The organism is Erythrobacter sp. YT30, assembly GCF_001542875.1.
Classification (GTDB): domain Bacteria; phylum Pseudomonadota; class Alphaproteobacteria; order Sphingomonadales; family Sphingomonadaceae; genus Erythrobacter.
On sequence record NZ_LMAF01000002.1, the window covers coordinates 248,607 to 266,502 of the forward strand.

Here is a 17,896-nt window from a genome sequence, read left to right on the forward strand (position 1 = left end):
GAAAGGGTTGTGATGGGTTTGTAAAGCGGTCGTTTGTGTCAGCTATGGGTGTGAGGATGTGGTGTTGACTGCGGCGGGAATGGGCGGGAGCGGGCTTTCTGCTATCAGGCATGCCCGAGAAGCGCGGACTAGCGCCTACCTAGTAACACTAGTTGATCCATATCGCGAAGAGGTCGTTCTGAAAACTCTTCAATGGTAAGAATGAGCAGGTTAAATTTCAGTCCAAACTCTCGATCAAGGCCCATAAAGCATTCCCGGATCTGATGAATTCTTTTGACCAACCCGGCTCTGTCTCCATCGACTACCGCAAGAATATCAATATCGTTGAATAGTCCGCCTCGAAAGTAAGACCCGAAGCCCCATACACTTTGAAGACTTGGGCACTGGTCAAGGATATACTGGATTCCCATCCTCATCCTTCTTGTGGTATGCCCAAAAGTCATTCCTGTACAAAGCCCCGGTCATCTCGCCTGTGTTGAACAGGCCGATTTCATGGCCAAGGCAGTATTCCTTGGCCTCCATCGTGTAGCTATTCCACATACCACCGACATAAATCAAATTCACAGCAGGGAATTGCTCACGCACTTCCAAGACCTTCCCTATTCCGCATGTATATTCGTCTAGGCAGATTGCTTGGATATCACGCCCGCGCCCGCGAGTAACATTCCAAACAATGTCGTGATGCCTCTCAGCCTCGATCACATTTGCGTGTGCGTTCAACAAGCGATCAAACCAAGATATCTGCGCAAACGAGATACCGTGTTCATTGGACCCGTTACTCATTGAGCAGCCCACTTACATGCCAATTGCGCAAAATCGGTTGGGAAAAGCTGATAAAAATCCAGACGTCCATACTGGTTCTGTTCGTAGCTAGATGCATGGTCTTTGAACTTCAAAACAGCTGCTTTCATTTCCTCCGGTACCAGCTCCGCATTCGTCTCTAATGATCGCACAATTTTCCGGTTGTTGGGCAGCAAAACATCAAACTTGCGCGCCGCCCAAATCGCATGTGCCGATGAAGCTGGGTTCTTCTCCGCGATTTCCGATTTCGGGCCATAAGTGTCAAAGTAGTATTTGTTTTCGTCGAGCAGTCCGACCAGATAACTCATCAGCTCAGCGGTGTTCGTCATCTTTTTTGACTTCGACATACTATCAACCCAAGCTTCATGTTGCTTCTTCCAGTCGAGCAACGTTTCGACCGAGTATGTTCCTTCAGGCGACTTGTCGATTCTCGTATGGCAGGTCGGGCACAGAAGGACGAGGTTATCGTAACTATCCGACCCGCCGCCAGCTTGGCCGCGCGGACCTCCAGCTTGGCGAGCAATGATATGAGCCTGCTCCCCTGTGAGGAAGCTATCGCCATTGGCACCGATTTCGGAAAGCTTGGCGCGGCAGTCCGGATTACTACAATAGCCAGCCGCTCTACCCCAGAGCAGTTTAACGTCTTTCTCTGCAATCGGCACGTCGTTCCCCCTTGTTGTTTCTTGAAGGTAGCTAAACAAGAAGGATGAACGCTTTGCGCCGGAAATGCGGCAATCGTTTCAATCTCATTGTAGAAAAATAGGCGGTACTGGTGTGGCGCGCTGTATTCGCGAGCATTGTGTTGCAGTTCCGCTACGGGTCTTTATCGGAATGTCCGCTTTGGCCTGCTGCCATCGCACAAAGCGGACATCGACCACTACCGATTAAATCTCGCGGCTGATCACTTCCTTCATGATCTCGCTTGTGCCGCCATAGATGCGCTGGACGCGGGCATCGCGCCAAAGCCTCGCAATTGCGTATTCGTTCATATAGCCCGCGCCGCCGTGCAATTGGAGGCAGGCATCGACCATTTCCCATTGCATTTCGGTGTGCCACAGCTTGGCGGAGGACGCTTCGCCCGTAGTCAGCTCTCCGCGCAAGTGGCGCGCGATTGCCCAGTCGAGGTGCGCCCAGCCCACTTGCAGCTTTGCTTGCAGGTCTGCGAGCGTGAATTTGGTGTTCTGAAACTCGAACACAGCCTTACCAAATGCCTTGCGGTCCTTGGTGAATTTGACCGCTTCATCAAACGCGCGCTGCGCGCCGCCTTGTGCGGATACGGCGATAGAGAGGCGTTCTTGCGGCAGCTCTTCCATAAGGTGGATAAAGCCGCGATTTTCGCCGCCCAGAATGTTCGTTTTCGGCACGCGCACGTCCTGAAAAAACAGCTCAGAGGTGTCGGCGGAGTGCTGGCCGATCTTGTCGAGATTGCGCCCGCGCTCAAACCCCGGCGTGCCCGCATCGACAAGGACAAGCGATGTGCCTTTCGCACCCGCGCTCGGATCGGTCTTTGCAACCACGATCACGCAATCGGCGTTCTGGCCGTTGGTGATGTAGGTTTTCGAGCCGTTGATGACGAGGTGATTGCCATCCTCAACCGCTGTCGTCTTGATGCCCTGCAAGTCTGATCCTGCACCCGGCTCCGTCATCGCGATGGCGGTGATGATGTCGCCAGAGATCATGCCGGGGAGATATTTCTCTTTCTGCTCGGGGCTGCCGAGACGCTCGAAGTAATTGACGGTGATGTCGTTTTGCAGCGTGAAACCGGCGCTGGTGCCGAGATAGGATAGCTCTTCAGCGAGCACGCAGTTGAACCCGAAATCGAGGCCCAGCCCGCCATTTTCTTCCTTGACGGTGGGGCAAAGCATGCCCGCTTCGCCCAGCGCTTTCCATGCTTCGCGCGGGACGATGCCTTCTTCTTCATGCTGATCGAGGTAAGGCTCCATATGTTCGCCCAGCACCTTGCGAACCGTGTCGCGAAACGCTTCGTGATCTTCGTTGTAAGCCGTGCGGTGAGCTGTATCGAGCATCCATAATCCCTTTGTGCGAAATGCGTTGTGTTCTGGGACTGAATGAAGCGCGAGTTGACGCACGCGTCAAGCGCGAAAGATGCTAGTCAGGATTGAGAAATTCGCATCGTCGCGTGAGGAATTGCGACGTCGGTTTACTCACGTGTGGGGAATGCTGGCAAAGCACCGCTCAAACAGAACACACTGCCGCCTCGCGCTCCCAGCCCGGCTGTTCGTGCCTAAGAGGGCAATCAAGGGGAGGACAAAGGGCTTTGCAACACCTTAGCAGACGGGCGATCATCGCGTCGGGCCTTGGCGCTTTTGTGGCAGGGTGCACGGATAACCGGCTGGCGACGCGCCCGGCTGTCGCACCTGCGCCGCCGTTTGGCGGGGAGGCTCTAAAGCCGCTTGATCTGTCCGCCGACAACCTCACCCGAATAAGTGTTTGCCTGAGGCCATTTCGTCCTGCCGGGCCGCGGCTGGAAGCCGAAATAGTGAACGGCAAAACACTCATTCACAATTACGGTCATGGCGGTTCGGGTTGGTCGCTTGCTTGGGGCTATGCCGAGGCAGCGCGCGATCTTGCCGCCACGTCTCGCCCAAGAACGGTTGCGGTGCTCGGCGCGGGAGCGATGGGGCTCACGGCGGCCATCGCTCTTGCGCAAACCGGGGCCAAAGTGACAGTCTACGCACGCGAATTCCCGATAGAGACGCCCTCTGCACGGGCAAGCGGTGTATGGTCACCATCGAGCCGCATTGGTTTCGCATCCCAAGTCGATCCCGGTTTTGAGAGGCGCTGGGAAGTGTTCGCGCGGCGCTCTTATGCGCGGCACATGCACTATGTGGGGCGCGCTGGCAGTCCTGTCGAATTCACGCCGCGCTACTATGTCCGCACACAAATGCGCGAACCGCCATTGGTCAGCTCTCCGGAAGGTGGAGGCCAATTTCTGCATCTCGACCGAAAGCTGCGCGACATGACGCCCCGCTGGAGCGAGAAAACCGGCACACCATTCCCAAGCGAAAACGGGGTGCGCGGCGGCATGGTGATGACATTCAACATCGCTGAATACACCCGCCAGCTGATCGCGGATTTGCAAGCCATGGGCGGTCGGATTGAGCGAGCCGAAATCGCGTCCTTTTCCGAATTGGCGAGCCTTCCCGGCGATGTCGTGATCAATTGTTCAGGCTATGGCGCCAAAGCGCTTGTCGGCGATACCTCGCTTGTCCCGGTCCGCGGTCAAATCGCGTGGATGCCGGCCCAAACAGACAGGCTCTACGGCGTCTTCCATCGCAACGTGATGGTGCTGTCGCGCCGCGATGGGCTCATGGTCCAGGAGACGGGCGGCAATGATTGGTTTGGCTTTGGCGATGAAAGCGAGACGCCAGATCGTGACGAATTCCTGGCAGCGCTAGAGAAAGTCGCACCGATATTTGCGTGGGCGCCATAAATTCGGCTGATCGCCCCGTCAATTGCATGATTTCATTTGACAATTCCTGATGCTTTTGCCCACTTAACACTCTCATCGATTTGGACAGGGGCGAGTCAAATGATCGATATTCTTGCAAGGATCGTGGTTTTCACAGGGCTCTTGATGGGAGCCAGCTTGGCCAGCGCTCAAACTGTGGGGCCTTTCTCTCACACGGGCAGTTTTGAAACGCGAGCAATGGTCGGCGTGACAATTCCGCTCGGGAGCCGATCAGAGAGCGCTGAGGCAAAGCCGCGATTTGACCTGACGATTGAGGGCGCGCAGCTGAGGCATGGTGTTGACGGCTTCGCGAACACGTTCTCCATCAGGCCAGAGCGCCGCAACATCAGGCGCGCGACTGTCTCGTGGACGATCGAAAATAGGCCTCAATTTCTGCTGAATGGCTATTCGCTACAACCGAGCGTTCAAATCTATGCCGATGAACCTGCCGACGGTGAAGAAGGCGAGGATGGCGAGAAGAAAGGTCGCTCAACCGGCAAGAAGATCCTGCGCGGTGCAGCCGTTGCAGGAGGCGTTGCCGCGCTCGCCGTTGGAGTGGGAATTGCCGCGATTATCGCCCAATGCAACAGCGACGAGGGCTGCGGCGAGTAGCAGCCCCGTGCGGTGCGTAACTGCGGACACTTAATGGTGCGACGGATCAGAACGCTCCAAATTGGCGGTGATACAGAGGTTAGCTGTGCCCGCTCAACCCTCTTTATCACTGGTCATTCCAAGTCTTGTGCGATCGCCAGCGTGAATGTGCCCGACAGGAGAGCGGAGAAAGCCTGATCATCAGAGCGGCTCATATGGATGACGATGGTCGTGTCGGTTTTTGGCACGTAGAATGCGCCAGACATATATCCATCGAGCGAACCCGTGTGGCCAAACACTTTATCGCCGCTGCGTGATTGGAAGATTTCGACGCCTAGCCCCTGCCGCTTGCGCGTGCTTTCAGGTGCAGTGTCCGCAATCATCTGGTCACCGATTTCGCGCAATGCGCCGTCTGAGGCAAACAGCGTCCGGATCCATTTGGCCGCGTCATCCGCGCTTGCAAACATGCCGCCATCAGGTCCTGAATTTTCGCGCAATGCAAAGGTCGGCTCCCACGTGTCGATAGGTGAACCATAGCCGTGGATCACATCGCCGGGAGGTGATGCGACGCTATAATAGGTCTCGGCCAAACCAAACCGCTTGAGCAGGCGATCTTCGATCAGGGCATCGATGGTCTTGCCGGTTGCCTGCTCCAAAATAAGAGCCAGAACCTGATAGTTGGTGTTCGAATAATCAAACCGGGTGCCAGGGTTCATGGTGCGCTTCACCCCGCGGATCGAATGAAGGGCCACGTCGGGCGTCAACGGCGCGGTGCGGTCCCAATCCTTGAGATAAAATCGCCTCGAATAATAATCCGGTATGCCTGACTGATGGCCAAGCAATTGGCGCACGTTGGGATCGAGGTTGGCCGGAAGCCGAGCGAGCACTGATGACGGTAGAAGCTCCGAAATGGGCGCATCGAGATTGATCATACCTTCGCGAGACAGCTCAAGAGTAAGCGCCGCCATATAGGTTTTTGTGATCGAGCCGAGGCGCAACGTTTCCTCGCCCGTCAGCGGTTCGCCGCCGTCGCGCATCGTTGTGCCCTCAGCGATCAGGTAGCTCGCATCGCCGCGTTCGAACAGAATGATGATGCCGGGAACTTCGCCATCTTTCGCAGTGGTTTCAGCAAGCTGCGTAAGCGCGGCGCAGGGTTCGATCGCAAGAGCCGGGGTGCCGGAATCGCCGGTGAAGCTAAAGCCGATGAAATAACCAAAGAAGCAAAACCCGAGAAACAGTCTCGGTATGGCGGTGATACGGTTCATTTAGGGTGGCCTTTATAATTGGGCCTCCGTTTTAGTCGATCCTCGCCATCGAATGTGGCATATTTTGATCGCCAAAGAGACGATTTTCGTTGATCTAGGCATCTATATGGAGGAATTCGTCGCAATGGATGATTTTGATCGGAAGATTTGCGCGCTTGTCCAGCGCGATAACCAGCGCACCCATGCCTCGATTGGGGCAGAAATTGGATTGTCGGAAGGTGCCGTACGCCGACGCTTGAAAGCGCTGCGGGCGCAAGGCGTGATCGAGCGCGACGTCGCAATCCTGAGGCAAAGCGAAGGTGGCGTGCGCCTGATTGTCACCTTGTCATTCGGGAATGAAAGCCCGGAAAGCTATCAGGCGCTCGACGATCAATTGGCGCAGCTTCCCGAAGTCTTGCAATCCTATCACGTTTCCGGATCGGTTGATTACGTCCTGATCGTACAAGGGCCCAACGTCGAATGGTATGAGGATTGGAGCAAGGAGCACTTGATGGCCAATCCCGACATCCAGCGGTTCACGACGCACGTCGTGTGGTCATGCAAGAAGTTCGAAACCGCTATCCCGCTGACGGGATAGGATTGCCAAGCGCGGCGTGTTTACCCCACAAACGCGCGTTCGATCACGAATTGGCCAGGCTTGTTGTTCGCGCCTTCTTCAAAGCCGCGCTTTTCGAGATCGGCTGCGTGATCCTTGATCATCGCCATTGATCCGCACAGCATCACGCGGTCTTCTTCGGGGACGAAACGCTGGGGGCCTTTGGATTGTTCAAACAGGCGGCCATCATCGATCAGCGTCTGGATGCGGCCCTGCATGCGGAAACTTTCGCGCGTCACTGTCGGCACATAGATAAAGCGTTCGCGGTCTTCATCTTCCAACAAGGGATCGCCTTCGAGCTTGCTTTCCAGCAATTCGCGATAGGCAAGATCGTTCACCTGACGCACTGAATGCACGACGATCACCTCATCGAACATTGCATAGACTTCAGGATCGCGCGCAAGGCTCATGAACGGGGCAAGGCCTGTTCCGGTCGAAAGCATAAAGAGACGCTTTCCCGGAAGCAGCGCGTCGGTGACGAGAGTGCCCGTTGGCTTTTTGCCGAGATAGATCGGGTCGCCCACTTTAATGTGCTGGAGGCGCGAGGTCAGTGGACCATCTTCGACCTTGATCGAGAGAAATTCGAGTTCCTCATCATAGCTGGGCGATGCCACCGAGTAAGCGCGCAAAAGCGGTTTGCCGTTCTCTTGTGGAAGGCCGATCATCACAAATTCACCCGAACGGAAGCGAAAGCTTGCCGGGCGCGTGATCTTCAGGCTGAAAAGCGAATCGTTCCAGTGGTGAACATGCGTCACCGTCTCGACGGATAAAGCAGCGCTTTCGGTAAACTGATCGCGATCAAGAACGGGTTGGTTCACGTAAAATAGCCTTCGGTGGGTGTCTCAATTGAGCGCGCAGATGGACCTTAGCGCTCGGCTCTTCAAGGTAGTTTAGTGATAAGGGGTGAAAGCGCGCCTTGCCCTCGCCCCTCTCTCGCGGACCTTAATTCCAGCCAGCACGATCGAAAATCTGCACGGCCTGCGTCTGGTTTTTGCCAAGCTCAGAAAGGTTGAGCGTATCGGGTACAAATTCGCCCAATTGCTCCACGGTTGAACTCGCGTCGGTCCTTTGCGCGGCTGGGTATTCATTGTTGCCGTCGGCAAAGTAGCGCTGAGCGCTTGTCGAAGTGAGGTATTCGAGGAAACGGATGGCGTTGTCGCGATTGGGCGCGGTTTTTACTAGCCCTGCCCCGCTGATATTGATGTGCGCCCCGGTGCCCGCCTGATTGGGGAAAATCACTCCGATTTGATCGAGCAATCCGGCCTTCTCCTCATCACCTGCATACCGCGCGAGGTAATAAGTATTGACGACAGAGATGTCGCATTCACCATTTGCGACGGCTTCGATATTGGCTGTATCATTGCCCTGCGGCGGGCGTTTGAAATTGGCGACAACGCCGCTTGCCCAGTCCTCGGCGCGGTCCGGACCATCATGCGCGATGATGCTGGAAAGGAGCGATATGTTGTAGATGTTGGAGGAGGATCGCATGCAAATCTCGCCGCGATAGGCGGGGTCTGCGAGGTCCTGATATGTCGCAAGGCCTTCGGGCGCACCGGCTTCCTTGTTGTAGATGATGACGCGCGCTCTTGTGGAAAGCCCGAACCACAGGCCATCGGGGTGGCGCAGATATTCGGGCAGGCGTTCGTTCAGGATTTCGCTTTCAACGGGGGCCAATATGCCCGCTTCTTCGGCGCGCCAGAGGCGACCTGCATCGACTGTAATCAGCAGGTCAGCTTGTGAAAACTCCCCCTCGCTCGCGATCCGCTCGATAAGGGCATCAGCCTCGGCTTCGATGCGGTTTACCTCGATCCCGGTTTCGCGAGTGAAATCTTCATAAAGCGCAAGATCGGTGTCGTAATGGCGCGAGGAGTAGAGGTTTACCTCGCCGACGATTTCCGCTGCTTCGCCATTCTCACCCCCTTCTTCTGCACCTTGAGAGCAAGCTGCGAGTGTCAGAGCGCACAGCCCTGCGATCAATGTCTTTTTCATGGAAATTCCCTCGTCCGAGTATTTGCGAGTGATTTGCATTATTATTTTGATCCGCGCAAGACTTAATCGCGCGCAAAGGCTCTGATGCTCCCCGCATCGGGCACCAGCCGGTATCGTTGATTAAGATCAATTGGCGCGCGCGTTTCGACCGTGATTTCGTTTCCCTGCTCGTCTGCCAAGGCCACCCGGGAGGCTGCGCCCATCAGGTGATGATCGCGCACGATAAGCCCGTTTTCATCCTCTGCCAGGCGCACCGCATCAGCGTAGATCAACAGGTCAAATTCGTCCGCGTCAGGCAAAGGTCCGGCGACACTTTCGGCATCAAACGTCCCGAAATCGCATTCCACGCCTGCGCCTGCGCGCCAGCCGGAGACAATCTGAGCGCCGCCGAAAATCGCTCCGACCGATGGTGCGGCGGGTGCTTCGTGCAGCTCAGCAGGGGTGCCGAATTGGACGATCCTGCCCGCTTCCATCACCGCAATGCGGTCTGCCATGTCGAGCGCTTCGTCCGGATCATGCGTGACCAAAAGCGTCGTCGTTTCACTTGCGCGCAGGACCCGGCGGCAATCGCGTCGCAGCTTGCGCCGCAGGACGATATCGACGCTGGCAAAGGGTTCATCCATCAGCAGCACTGGCGGCTCAGGCGCCATTGCGCGGGCCAGAGCAGCGCGTTGCTGCTGACCGCCCGAAAGCTCATGCGGATAGCGGCCGCCAAGCCCCGAAAGCCCGACCTGTTCGAGCCATCCCTCAACCTCTCCCCGGCGCCCGCGTGGCAGGCCAAAACCCACATTTTTTGCAAGCGTCATGTGCGGAAACAGCGCGCCGTCCTGAAACATCAGCCCCACAGGCCGCGCCTCGGGCGGTGGGCTTTGCTTCTCATCGGCAAGCACTTCCCCGCCGCAATGAATGCTGCCCGCTTGCACTTTCAAAAGCCCCGCTGCGAGCCCAAGCAAGGTTGACTTCCCGCAACCCGACGCGCCAAGCAGGCAGGTAATCTCACCGGCAGGCGCTGTGAAATTGATATCCTTCAACGCCTCCACGTCACCGTAAGCATGGGCAATATGGCGAAATTCAAGCGACATGGATGTTTGCGGACTTGTCCCGGATGGCAAAGGTGGCGGCAAAGATGAAGCGCCGCTTTAGGCAGGTGAGCATGGCGGGGGCAAGCGGAGATGGCGTTTCCGATGCTTCTCGCATTGCGGAAGGGCGCGCGCTAGCTGTCACGCTTGATCGCTGGACTATTGCCGCGCTTATCATCGCCGTGCTTGCTGCCGTGCCGATCATCGCAGTCCTGTTCGCCATACCTTTGGGCGAAAGCGCGCTGATCAGCCATTTGATGAGCACTGTCCTGCCGCGCTATATCGCCAACACAGCGGCGCTGATGGCGATTGCTGGCGGTATTGCAGTGGTGATCGGCACGGGCTGCGCGTGGCTCGTCAGCGCGGCTGAATTTCCGGGAAGGCGCGTCCTTTCATGGGCGCTCATCCTGCCGCTGGCCGTGCCCGCCTATATCGGAGCCTATCTTTATGCCGATTTGCTCGATTTTTCAGGGCCAGTGCAGTCGGGCCTTCGCGCGGTGACGGGTTGGGAAGTGGGTGACTACTCCTTCCCGCAGATCCGCTCGCTATGGGGCGGCGGTGCGATCCTCGGGCTTGTCCTTTACCCTTATGTCTACCTTCTCACCCGCGCCTCTTTTGCAACTCAAAGCATTGCGCAATTCCAGGCCGCGCGCAGTTTGGGCGCACGGCCATGGGTGGCTTTCACCCGCATCGCCTTGCCCGGAGCGCGCCCAGCAATTGCTGGGGGTCTGGCGCTTGTCCTGATGGAGGTGCTCGCCGATTTCGGGGTCGCCGATTACTTCGCGATCCCGACATTCAGCACCGGCATCTTCAGAAGCTGGCTCGCCATGGGGGACAAGCAGGCGGCGATGGGATTGGCTGCAATGATGCTGGTGTTCGTGATCGCGCTTGTCACGTTTGAGGCGATGACACGGGGCGGCAGCAGTGAGAGCCGCGACGGATTGGGCGCGCGCGCCGGGGCAGAGCCGCTGGTCGCGCTTTCGCCCATGGGCAAGGCCTTGGCGCTGATCGCATGCCTTTTGCCGGTGCTGTTGGGCTTCGTAATCCCAGCCCTTACCCTCGCCGGCATGGCGGTGACCGACCCTGCCATCGCCGCCGCGCGCGATCTCGCCGACTACGCTAGCGGCAGCCTGTGGCTCGGTATCGCGAGCGCGCTTGTGTGCTGCCTTGCCGCCCTGCTTCTGGTGTTTGCTAAGACTCGATCGAACAGCCTTTTGACGCGCGGCACCATCCGCATTGCGACCCTTGGCTATGCCCTGCCAGGCGCGCTTCTTGCCGTCGGCCTCCTCTCGCCATTGGGCGCTTTCGACCAGACGCTCACTCGCGCGGTGCGCGATGGCACATCCTATACCGGCGGTCTGCTGCTGACGGGGACCAGCCTTATCCTCATCTACGCGCTTTCGGTTCGCTTTCTCACCGTCGCCTACAACGCCTTGGATAGCGGCATGGCGAAAATCCCGCCTTCGCTCGATGCCGCGGCTCGATCGCTCGGTGCCCGTCCCGCTCGCGTCCTCGCGCGCATCTATGTGCCCCTGCTCAGCCCCAGCCTCGCTGCTGCAGGAGCTTTAGTGCTGATTGATACGCTGCGCGAGCTTCCCGCAACGCTTATCCTGCGGCCATTCAATCTCGAGACGCTGGCAACCCGCACCTATCGCCTCGCCAGCGATGAACGCTTGGTCGAGGCCTCAATCCCTGCGCTCATCCTGCTTGCAGCGGGATTGCTGCCCGTCCTTCTGCTCAGCCGAACCGGAAAACGCGGCTGACGCAGCAAGTGTCAGGCAAAATTGTCACTAGCGCTTGTCCAATGCTTCAGAAGCGTCCAAAAGGCCTGAGAAATGGCGCGTTTTCCCTTTTCAGCCATCGTCGGACAGGACGAGATGAAGCAGGCTTTGCTGATTGCCGCGGTCGATCCGGGCATTGGCGGAGTGATGGTGTTTGGCGACCGAGGCACCGGCAAATCGACAGCCGCGCGCGCTTTGGCAGGTCTATTGCCACCCATCACGGCGATCAAAGACTGCCCCTATGGCTGCTCGGCTGACGACAAGGAGCGTTACCCCGATGTCTGCGGCACAGGATCTTTGCGAAAGCGGCCCGTACCCTTCATCGACATGCCCTTGGGAGCAACAGAGGATCGGGTGATCGGCTCGCTCGATCTGGAGCGCGCTTTGCGCTCGGGCGAGAAGGGATTTGAGCCTGGCCTTCTGGCCAAGGCGCATCGCGGATTTCTCTATATCGACGAGATCAACCTGCTCGAAGATCACTTGGTCGATCTGCTTTTGGACGTGGCAGCATCGGGGGAGAACGTGGTCGAGCGCGAGGGACTTTCGGTCCGTCACCCTGCCAAGTTTGTGCTGATCGGCAGCGGAAACCCCGAAGAAGGCGAACTGCGCCCGCAATTGCTCGACCGGTTTGGCCTATCGGTCGATGTGCGCACCCCGCCAGAGATCGAAACACGTATCGTGATCATGAAACGCGTCGCGGAAAATGAAAGCGATCCTGCTGCTTTCGCTGAAAAATGGTCAGCGGAGGACGCTAAGATCCTCAAGCAAATCGCGCGCGGGAAGACCAAATTGGCGAAACTTGAGCCGGGCGAAGATCTGCTGCGCGATTGTGCGGAATTGTGCCTTGCCGTGGGCGCGGATGGCCTTCGCGGCGAGCTGACCCTCATGCGAGCGGCGCGCGCCTTTGCCGCGCTCAGCAATGCCAAATCGGTGCGGCGTGAGCACCTGGTTGCAATTGCTCCTCTTGCTTTGCGCCACCGCCTGCGCCGCGATGTGCTGGATGAAACAGGATCGACAGTGCGCATAACTCGCGCGCTCGATGAATTGTTCGGATGATCGACCAACGCGCATCGGATCCGATAGACGATGCCTTGATCGCCGCCCGCCTCTTTGCCTCACATCCGCACCTGTTCGGCGGGATGGTGCTGCGCGGTGCGGGCCCTGCGCGCGATGCTCTTCTCAGCGCGATTGCGGGCGTAATCCCCTGTCGCCGTCTGCCGGGACATATCGACGATACGCGGCTGATGGGCGGGATCGACATCGCGGCAAGCCTCGCCAGCGGAAAGCCGGTCAAGCAAAAGGGCTTGCTGGCCGAGGCGAAAGGCGGCGCCTTGGTGCTGCCCATGGCGGAACGGTGCGAGGCTGCGCTTGCCGGGCGATTAGCGCAGGCTCTGGATGCGGATGAGGCGGCCTTGATCCTGCTCGATGATGGCAACAATGATGACGATGCGCCGCCCCAGGCCCTGACCGAAAGACTGGCGTTTTCCTTAGATCTTTCCGCCTCGCGGCGATGGCAGGACGTGGCCTTACCTCCGCCACACAAAACGCCTTCGGCCAAGGTCGCACCGCTTGGCTCTGACGGCACGGTGGCACTCGCAAACACGGCTGCAGCGCTCGGCATTGTGGGACTTCGCCCGCTAATATTCGCAAGCCATGCCGCAAGAGCCCATGCTTCGCTTAAAGGCCGCAGCGAAGCCATTGACGCCGATCTTGCGGCTGCCGTCCGTCTGGTGCTCGCACCGCGCGCGACGCAGCTTCCTCAGCCGCAAGATCAGGAGCAGCCGCCCGAACCTCCACCGCCTCCCTCAGATAATCCCGGTGACGAACCGAAGGATAACGACACCCAACAGCCTGATGGCCCGCTCGAAGATATGCTGGTCGAGGCCGCGCTCGCCGCGATCCCAGCCGACCTGATCGCGCAGCTTGCCCAAGGAAATGCGCCGCGCCGTGCTGGGATGAGCGGATCGGGGCAGAACAAGAAATCGGGCCTTCGCGGCAAGCCATTGGGCGCGCGGCCCGGAATGCCGCGTGGGGGCGCTCGCTTGGCTCTCATCGACACATTGCGCGCCGCTGTCCCATGGCAGGAGGTGCGCCGGACTGAAATGGGGCGTGAGGTCGGTGACGCCACCTCAGCCATACAGGTTCGCAAGGACGATTTGCGCATTCGCCGTTTTGAAGAGAAATCTGCGCGCGTCACTATCTTTGCGGTCGATGCCTCGGGCTCCGCCGCTGCTGCTCGCCTCGCCGAGGCAAAGGGCGCTGTGGAACTGATGCTGGCACAGGCCTATGTTACGCGCTCCGAAGTTGCGCTGATCGCCTTTCGCGGAGAAAGCGCCGAACTGCTGCTCCCCCCAACCCGCTCGCTAACCCGTGCGCGGCGCGCCTTGGCAGAATTGCCCGGAGGCGGCGGGACACCGCTCGCCATGGGGCTCAATGCAGCGCGCGAAACCGCTGAGGCCGTGATAGCGCGCGGGCGCACGGCAAGCGTCATCGTACTCACCGATGGCCGCGCGAACATCGCCGCCGATGGCACTCCGGGGCGCAAACAGGCAGGCGAAGATGCCGAAGCCGCCGCCAAAGCCATTGCGCGCGCAGGGATTGAGGCGCTGGTGGTCGATATCGCCGCAAGACCGGGACGCGAGGGGCCGCAATTGGCACAGGCCATGGGCGCACGTTTCCTCGCCCTTCCCCGCGCCGATGCAAAGGCGCTCCATGCCGCTATCGATACCAGCACGCGGGCCAAAGAGCCGGCATGAGCCGCCCTCTCGCCTGGAGCCGTGAAGGATTGATCTGGCCGCATCGCGAGGTAAGCAAGTTTATCCCGTCAGGTGGCGCGAAATGGCACGTGCAGCGTATGGGAGATGCCGCGAACCCGCCGCTTTTGCTGCTCCATGGCACGGGCGCGTCGGTGCATTCATGGCGTTCGCTTGCGCCTCTGCTGGCTGCCGACCACCAAGTCATCGCGATGGATTTGCCCCGCCACGGCTTCACATCGGGACATGGGCCTGAGCAGACCTCGCTGCCCGGAATGGCAGGCGAGATCGCGCGGCTGCTCGGCACGCTAGATGTGGAACCCAGCGCCATAATCGGCCATTCGGCAGGCGCGGCGCTGGCGCTGCAACTCGCGCTCGATCATGGATATGAAGGCCCTATCATCGGGCTCAATTCCGCGCTTCGGCCCTTTCCCGGCCCTGCCGCTCAGATCTTCCCGGCGATTGCCAAGGTGCTGTTTGTCAATCCGCTTGTCCCGCGGATATTCTCAGGCGCAGCATCCCTGCCTGGCGAAGCGGAGCGATTCCTCGCCCGCGCCACCGGCTCTCAAATCGATGCAGAAGGTCTTGCCTGCTACACCGAGCTGCTGCGCAATTCGCGCCATACGAAAGGCGCGCTCGCGATGATGGCGAACTGGGATTTGCCGACGCTTCGCACGCGGATGAAGGAGATCGACAATCGGGTGCACCTTATCCACTCGGACAAGGACAAGGCGATCCCGCTCGACTGGGCAAAAGAGGCGGATGGCTGGCTCCCCAATTCCTCGCTCGAAGTGCTGGACGGTCTCGGCCATCTCGCGCACGAGGAAGATGCGAGGCGCGTCATGGCGCTGATCAACCCGATCCTGAGCGCGCAGGCGGCAAACCAGAAGGTGGCCCCGTGAATTTCGGCTGGATCGAGATTATCCTGTTTTACGGTTTGGCCGTGGGCCTTGCCGCCTGGCAATACTGGAAGACAGACAAGGAGCTGAAAGCGACGCGCGCCAAGCGTCTTGAAGAAGAAGCAAAGGCGAAAGCCGAAGAGGATGAGCCACCCTCAGACTGACTTTCGAGCGTTTATTTCCGCGCCCGCGGCATCCGATATGGCAGCATCCACTGCACCAGCCGAGTGCTGAAGCGCTGCATGTCGAGGCTTTCTTGCACCGCGATCACGTCTTCGCCCTCGAGCTGCGATGAGAGTTCAGATCGGGCATAGAAAGGTGTGTCCTCCCACGTCTTGCGAACCTCAGCCACGCCAATTTCTGAGCGAGTTCGTCGTTCAATCCGCCAACCACTATTCGGCAGTGCCGCAATCGGCGGAAGGTCTACCTCTGTTGGGATGGCTTCGGCGTTAAAGCGAATGGCGCTTGCAAACAAAGACCCATCGGTGCGTTCACCTTCATAGCAGACGATCGCACCCCGCTTCATGTGGGCGCGCGACCAGTGCCAGATGCGAAAGCCGTCTTCCAGGGGCTCACTGCCACGATTGTGATCGAAATAGCCCTTCCCGCTCCACGAGGTTCCGGGCCGTTTCATATCAACCTCGATCCGGGCGCGCGGGGCCATACAGTGCCAGACGTGATGCTTCCCGCGATCAAGCGTGAAGGACGTGGGGTTCAGCGCTTCGGGATGGACCCGCACAGTGCCCGTCACACGCCTGCCGCTGGGGATAAAGAGGCGCTTGTCGCGTTCTTCGATATCGATCTCGAGGCAATTGCCATCCCAACGCACCGCGCTCGGCCCGATCTGCAGGTTTGCTGCATCGCGCGTGACGGCAGTCGATGGCCGCTCTGTCATCACCCAGCGCTGGTTCGGGCCGTACATCGCGACGTTAAGGCACGCATGGTTGAGCGGATCGCCGCGGCCTGATTTCTTGTAATAGGGTGAAAAAACGCTCCCCAGAAACGCGATGATCGTCAGCCCGTATTGCCCGTCATCGCTGATCGCATCGACGTACCACCAGGTATAACCGCCGGGAGGAACCTCCTCATCGAAGCGCGGTCCTGTACGAGTGTGTTCGCCGCCAGAATGCCGGACAAGGCGGCCATCGGGACGCCGGCGGAAGGATGCGTCGCTCCACCCGCGCAATAAAGCCCCTTCATCCGGGTTCGCGGGCCCTGCCGTTGGAAAGAAGCGGCCCAGCCGTGCGACGCCCTCCCGTAGAGCGCTCCGCCGCTCGCCGGGAACAGGCTCTCCCACTCCTGCGGGGTCGCGAGCGAATGCTCCATCGGATCCTCGAGTGTGAGACCGCAGCGTTCCAAGCTCTTCCTCATGGCCTTTGTGCATTGGTCTCTCTCCTGCTGAGTGTATTCGTGAGTGTCGCCATTGGCGGGGGCATTGACGATGATCTGGAAGCGTTCGCGGCCTTCGCTTTGGGCCCCATCCTGCTGAACAAGCGCGCCTGCCGGGCGGCCAGTGCGATGCGCCGCGCTGCGGTCCATCGCGCAAAGGTATGCGGTGGGATCGCTTGGCGGCTGACCGCTTGCAATCTCGCGGAATTCGCGGGCGTAATCGGGTGAAAAGAACACGTTGTGGTGCTGTAAGGGGAAGCCCGATGTTTCCGCATGGCCGTACCAGAGAAGCGCGGAAAGCGAGCGTTTCTTGGGCGGCAACGGTTTAACAGAAGGCTGCGCTGCCTTGCCCAGATAGCCTGCTGCAAGCGCTGACGGGTCTGAATTGGCAATCACCATATCGGCAGTAATCTGCTCGCCATTAGCAAGCTCAATGCCCGCAGCTTTGCCACTGCTTGCAAGCACGCGCGCGACCTCGCAGCCTGTGCGGATGGATGCTCCCTTGCTTTCCGCGAGCGTTCGCAAGGCTTTTGCAAGAGCATGTATGCCGCCATCGATGACCCACACACCGCGCGCTTCGGTGTGCGCGATCAGCATCAGGGTCGCTGGCGCTTCGTAGGGGGAAGAGCCGCAATAGGTCGAATACCGGCCAAACAATTGCTGCAAGCGCGGATCGGGGAAGTGCTTACCCAATGCCTTCCAGTAATTGTCGAAAGGCCGCATGGCGAGCATCGCATCCACTCGCCAAAAACCAATGCGCCACATCATCGGAAATGGCGTGTTGGCCGATTTGCCGCGCAGAAATGGCTTATCCAAAACTTCGAAGATGCGCCGCGCTTCATGGCGGAAATTGCGATAGCCTTTGGCAGCTTTAGCGCCTGCAAAATCGCCGATGGCTTCTTCACTGCGGATGGGATCGGCGAACAGATCGAGCCGTTCTGTCTCGCTCCAGGCATGGCGCGCGATCACTTCGGCCTGATAGACATCGACGTAATCGGAAAGCCGCGCGCCGCATTCGCGAAAGACGCCGTCGAACACATCGCGCATGGTGAAAACGGTTGGGCCGCCAGCGACCTTTGCGCCGCCGACATCGACCTCACGGGCCTTTCCGCCGACCCAGCTTTCTTTTTCGAATACGGTCACGTCAAACCCGCGCGAGGCAAGCAAAGCGGCGCTGGTAAGCCCGCCAATCCCTGCTCCGATAATCGCGACTTTTTCGCTCACCGCTCCCATCTCCACCGCCATCAGGCCGTATCTGAGTCGGTATATTATTGACCTTGAC

17 protein-coding genes are annotated in these 17,896 nt (G+C 59.0%); 8 read left to right on the plus strand and 9 right to left on the minus strand.

From position 1 onward, the window contains the following. Positions 1 to 387: 387 nt before the first annotated feature. The 3 genes from AUC45_RS05965 to AUC45_RS05975 all read right to left on the minus strand — a co-directional run bounded on the left by AUC45_RS05965 (position 388) and on the right by AUC45_RS05975 (position 2,828). The gene (locus AUC45_RS05965) at positions 388 to 783 is read right to left on the minus strand and encodes a hypothetical protein (protein WP_067599798.1); all 396 of its coding nucleotides are present in this window, start codon (positions 781 to 783) and stop codon (positions 388 to 390) included. Further along, positions 780 to 1,463, minus strand: a complete 684-nt coding sequence (locus AUC45_RS05970) for an HNH endonuclease (RefSeq protein WP_197409519.1) — start codon at positions 1,461 to 1,463, stop codon at positions 780 to 782. Before AUC45_RS05970 ends, AUC45_RS05965 begins: the two co-directional genes overlap by 4 nt. A gap of 222 nt (positions 1,464 to 1,685) precedes the next feature. Then, on the minus strand, positions 1,686 to 2,828 hold the full coding sequence (locus tag AUC45_RS05975; RefSeq protein ID WP_067599804.1) for an acyl-CoA dehydrogenase family protein: 1,143 nt from the start codon (positions 2,826 to 2,828) through the stop codon (positions 1,686 to 1,688). 251 nt (positions 2,829 to 3,079) lie between these two features. Between AUC45_RS05975 and AUC45_RS05980 the strand changes: the two genes are divergently transcribed. Together AUC45_RS05980 and AUC45_RS05985 are read left to right on the plus strand one after the other, a co-directional pair. Next, entirely contained in the window at positions 3,080 to 4,255 is a 1,176-nt protein-coding gene (locus AUC45_RS05980) for an FAD-binding oxidoreductase (protein WP_156423769.1), read from the plus strand. A 99-nt stretch (positions 4,256 to 4,354) separates the two neighbouring features. After that, on the plus strand, positions 4,355 to 4,885 hold the full coding sequence (locus AUC45_RS05985) for a hypothetical protein (RefSeq protein WP_067599810.1): 531 nt from the start codon (positions 4,355 to 4,357) through the stop codon (positions 4,883 to 4,885). Positions 4,886 to 4,998: 113 nt separating this feature from the next. Here AUC45_RS05985 and AUC45_RS05990 read toward each other — a convergent pair whose 3' ends face one another. Continuing rightward, entirely contained in the window at positions 4,999 to 6,129 is a 1,131-nt protein-coding gene (locus AUC45_RS05990) for a serine hydrolase (protein ID WP_067599813.1), read from the minus strand. Positions 6,130 to 6,181: 52 nt separating this feature from the next. Here AUC45_RS05990 and AUC45_RS05995 point away from each other — a divergent pair, with 52 nt between their 5' ends. Then, the gene (locus tag AUC45_RS05995; protein WP_067599816.1) at positions 6,182 to 6,706 is read left to right on the plus strand and encodes an Lrp/AsnC family transcriptional regulator; all 525 of its coding nucleotides are present in this window, start codon (positions 6,182 to 6,184) and stop codon (positions 6,704 to 6,706) included. A 20-nt stretch (positions 6,707 to 6,726) separates the two neighbouring features. On the opposite strand, the gene AUC45_RS06000 is transcribed toward AUC45_RS05995, so the two are convergent. From AUC45_RS06000 to AUC45_RS06010, 3 genes are all read right to left on the minus strand, one after another. Continuing rightward, the gene (locus AUC45_RS06000) at positions 6,727 to 7,542 is read right to left on the minus strand and encodes a ferredoxin--NADP reductase (RefSeq protein ID WP_067599820.1); all 816 of its coding nucleotides are present in this window, start codon (positions 7,540 to 7,542) and stop codon (positions 6,727 to 6,729) included. A 124-nt stretch (positions 7,543 to 7,666) separates the two neighbouring features. Further along, positions 7,667 to 8,713 (minus strand): Fe(3+) ABC transporter substrate-binding protein, encoded by a 1,047-nt coding sequence (locus tag AUC45_RS06005; protein WP_067603577.1) that lies wholly within the window; start codon positions 8,711 to 8,713, stop codon positions 7,667 to 7,669. A 62-nt stretch (positions 8,714 to 8,775) separates the two neighbouring features. Beyond that, positions 8,776 to 9,795 (minus strand): ABC transporter ATP-binding protein, encoded by a 1,020-nt coding sequence (locus AUC45_RS06010; protein WP_067599823.1) that lies wholly within the window; start codon positions 9,793 to 9,795, stop codon positions 8,776 to 8,778. Between the two features lie 44 nt (positions 9,796 to 9,839). Between AUC45_RS06010 and AUC45_RS06015 the strand changes: the two genes are divergently transcribed. The 5 genes from AUC45_RS06015 to AUC45_RS15705 all read left to right on the plus strand — a co-directional run bounded on the left by AUC45_RS06015 (position 9,840) and on the right by AUC45_RS15705 (position 15,389). After that, positions 9,840 to 11,555 (plus strand): iron ABC transporter permease, encoded by a 1,716-nt coding sequence (locus AUC45_RS06015; protein WP_233998549.1) that lies wholly within the window; start codon positions 9,840 to 9,842, stop codon positions 11,553 to 11,555. A 72-nt stretch (positions 11,556 to 11,627) separates the two neighbouring features. Further along, positions 11,628 to 12,629, plus strand: a complete 1,002-nt coding sequence (gene bchI / locus AUC45_RS06020; protein ID WP_067599826.1) for a magnesium chelatase ATPase subunit I — start codon at positions 11,628 to 11,630, stop codon at positions 12,627 to 12,629. After that, positions 12,626 to 14,329, plus strand: coding sequence for a magnesium chelatase subunit D (locus tag AUC45_RS06025; protein WP_067599829.1), 1,704 nt, complete (start codon positions 12,626 to 12,628; stop codon positions 14,327 to 14,329). The genes bchI and AUC45_RS06025 overlap by 4 nt, the downstream gene beginning before the upstream one ends. Then, entirely contained in the window at positions 14,326 to 15,228 is a 903-nt protein-coding gene (gene bchO / locus AUC45_RS06030) for an alpha/beta fold hydrolase BchO (RefSeq protein WP_067599832.1), read from the plus strand. The genes AUC45_RS06025 and bchO overlap by 4 nt, the downstream gene beginning before the upstream one ends. Continuing rightward, entirely contained in the window at positions 15,225 to 15,389 is a 165-nt protein-coding gene (locus tag AUC45_RS15705) for a hypothetical protein (RefSeq protein WP_156423770.1), read from the plus strand. The genes bchO and AUC45_RS15705 overlap by 4 nt, the downstream gene beginning before the upstream one ends. Before the next feature lie 11 nt (positions 15,390 to 15,400). Here AUC45_RS15705 and AUC45_RS06035 read toward each other — a convergent pair whose 3' ends face one another. Both AUC45_RS06035 and crtD read right to left on the minus strand, forming a co-directional pair. Then, positions 15,401 to 16,267, minus strand: coding sequence for a hydroxyneurosporene dehydrogenase (locus AUC45_RS06035; RefSeq protein WP_369815246.1), 867 nt, complete (start codon positions 16,265 to 16,267; stop codon positions 15,401 to 15,403). After that, positions 16,240 to 17,847 carry a 1-hydroxycarotenoid 3,4-desaturase CrtD gene (gene crtD / locus AUC45_RS06040; protein ID WP_067603581.1) on the minus strand — a complete coding sequence of 536 codons (1,608 nt, stop codon included), beginning with the start codon at positions 17,845 to 17,847 and terminating at the stop codon, positions 16,240 to 16,242. Before crtD ends, AUC45_RS06035 begins: the two co-directional genes overlap by 28 nt. Between the last annotated feature and the right edge of the window lie 49 nt (positions 17,848 to 17,896).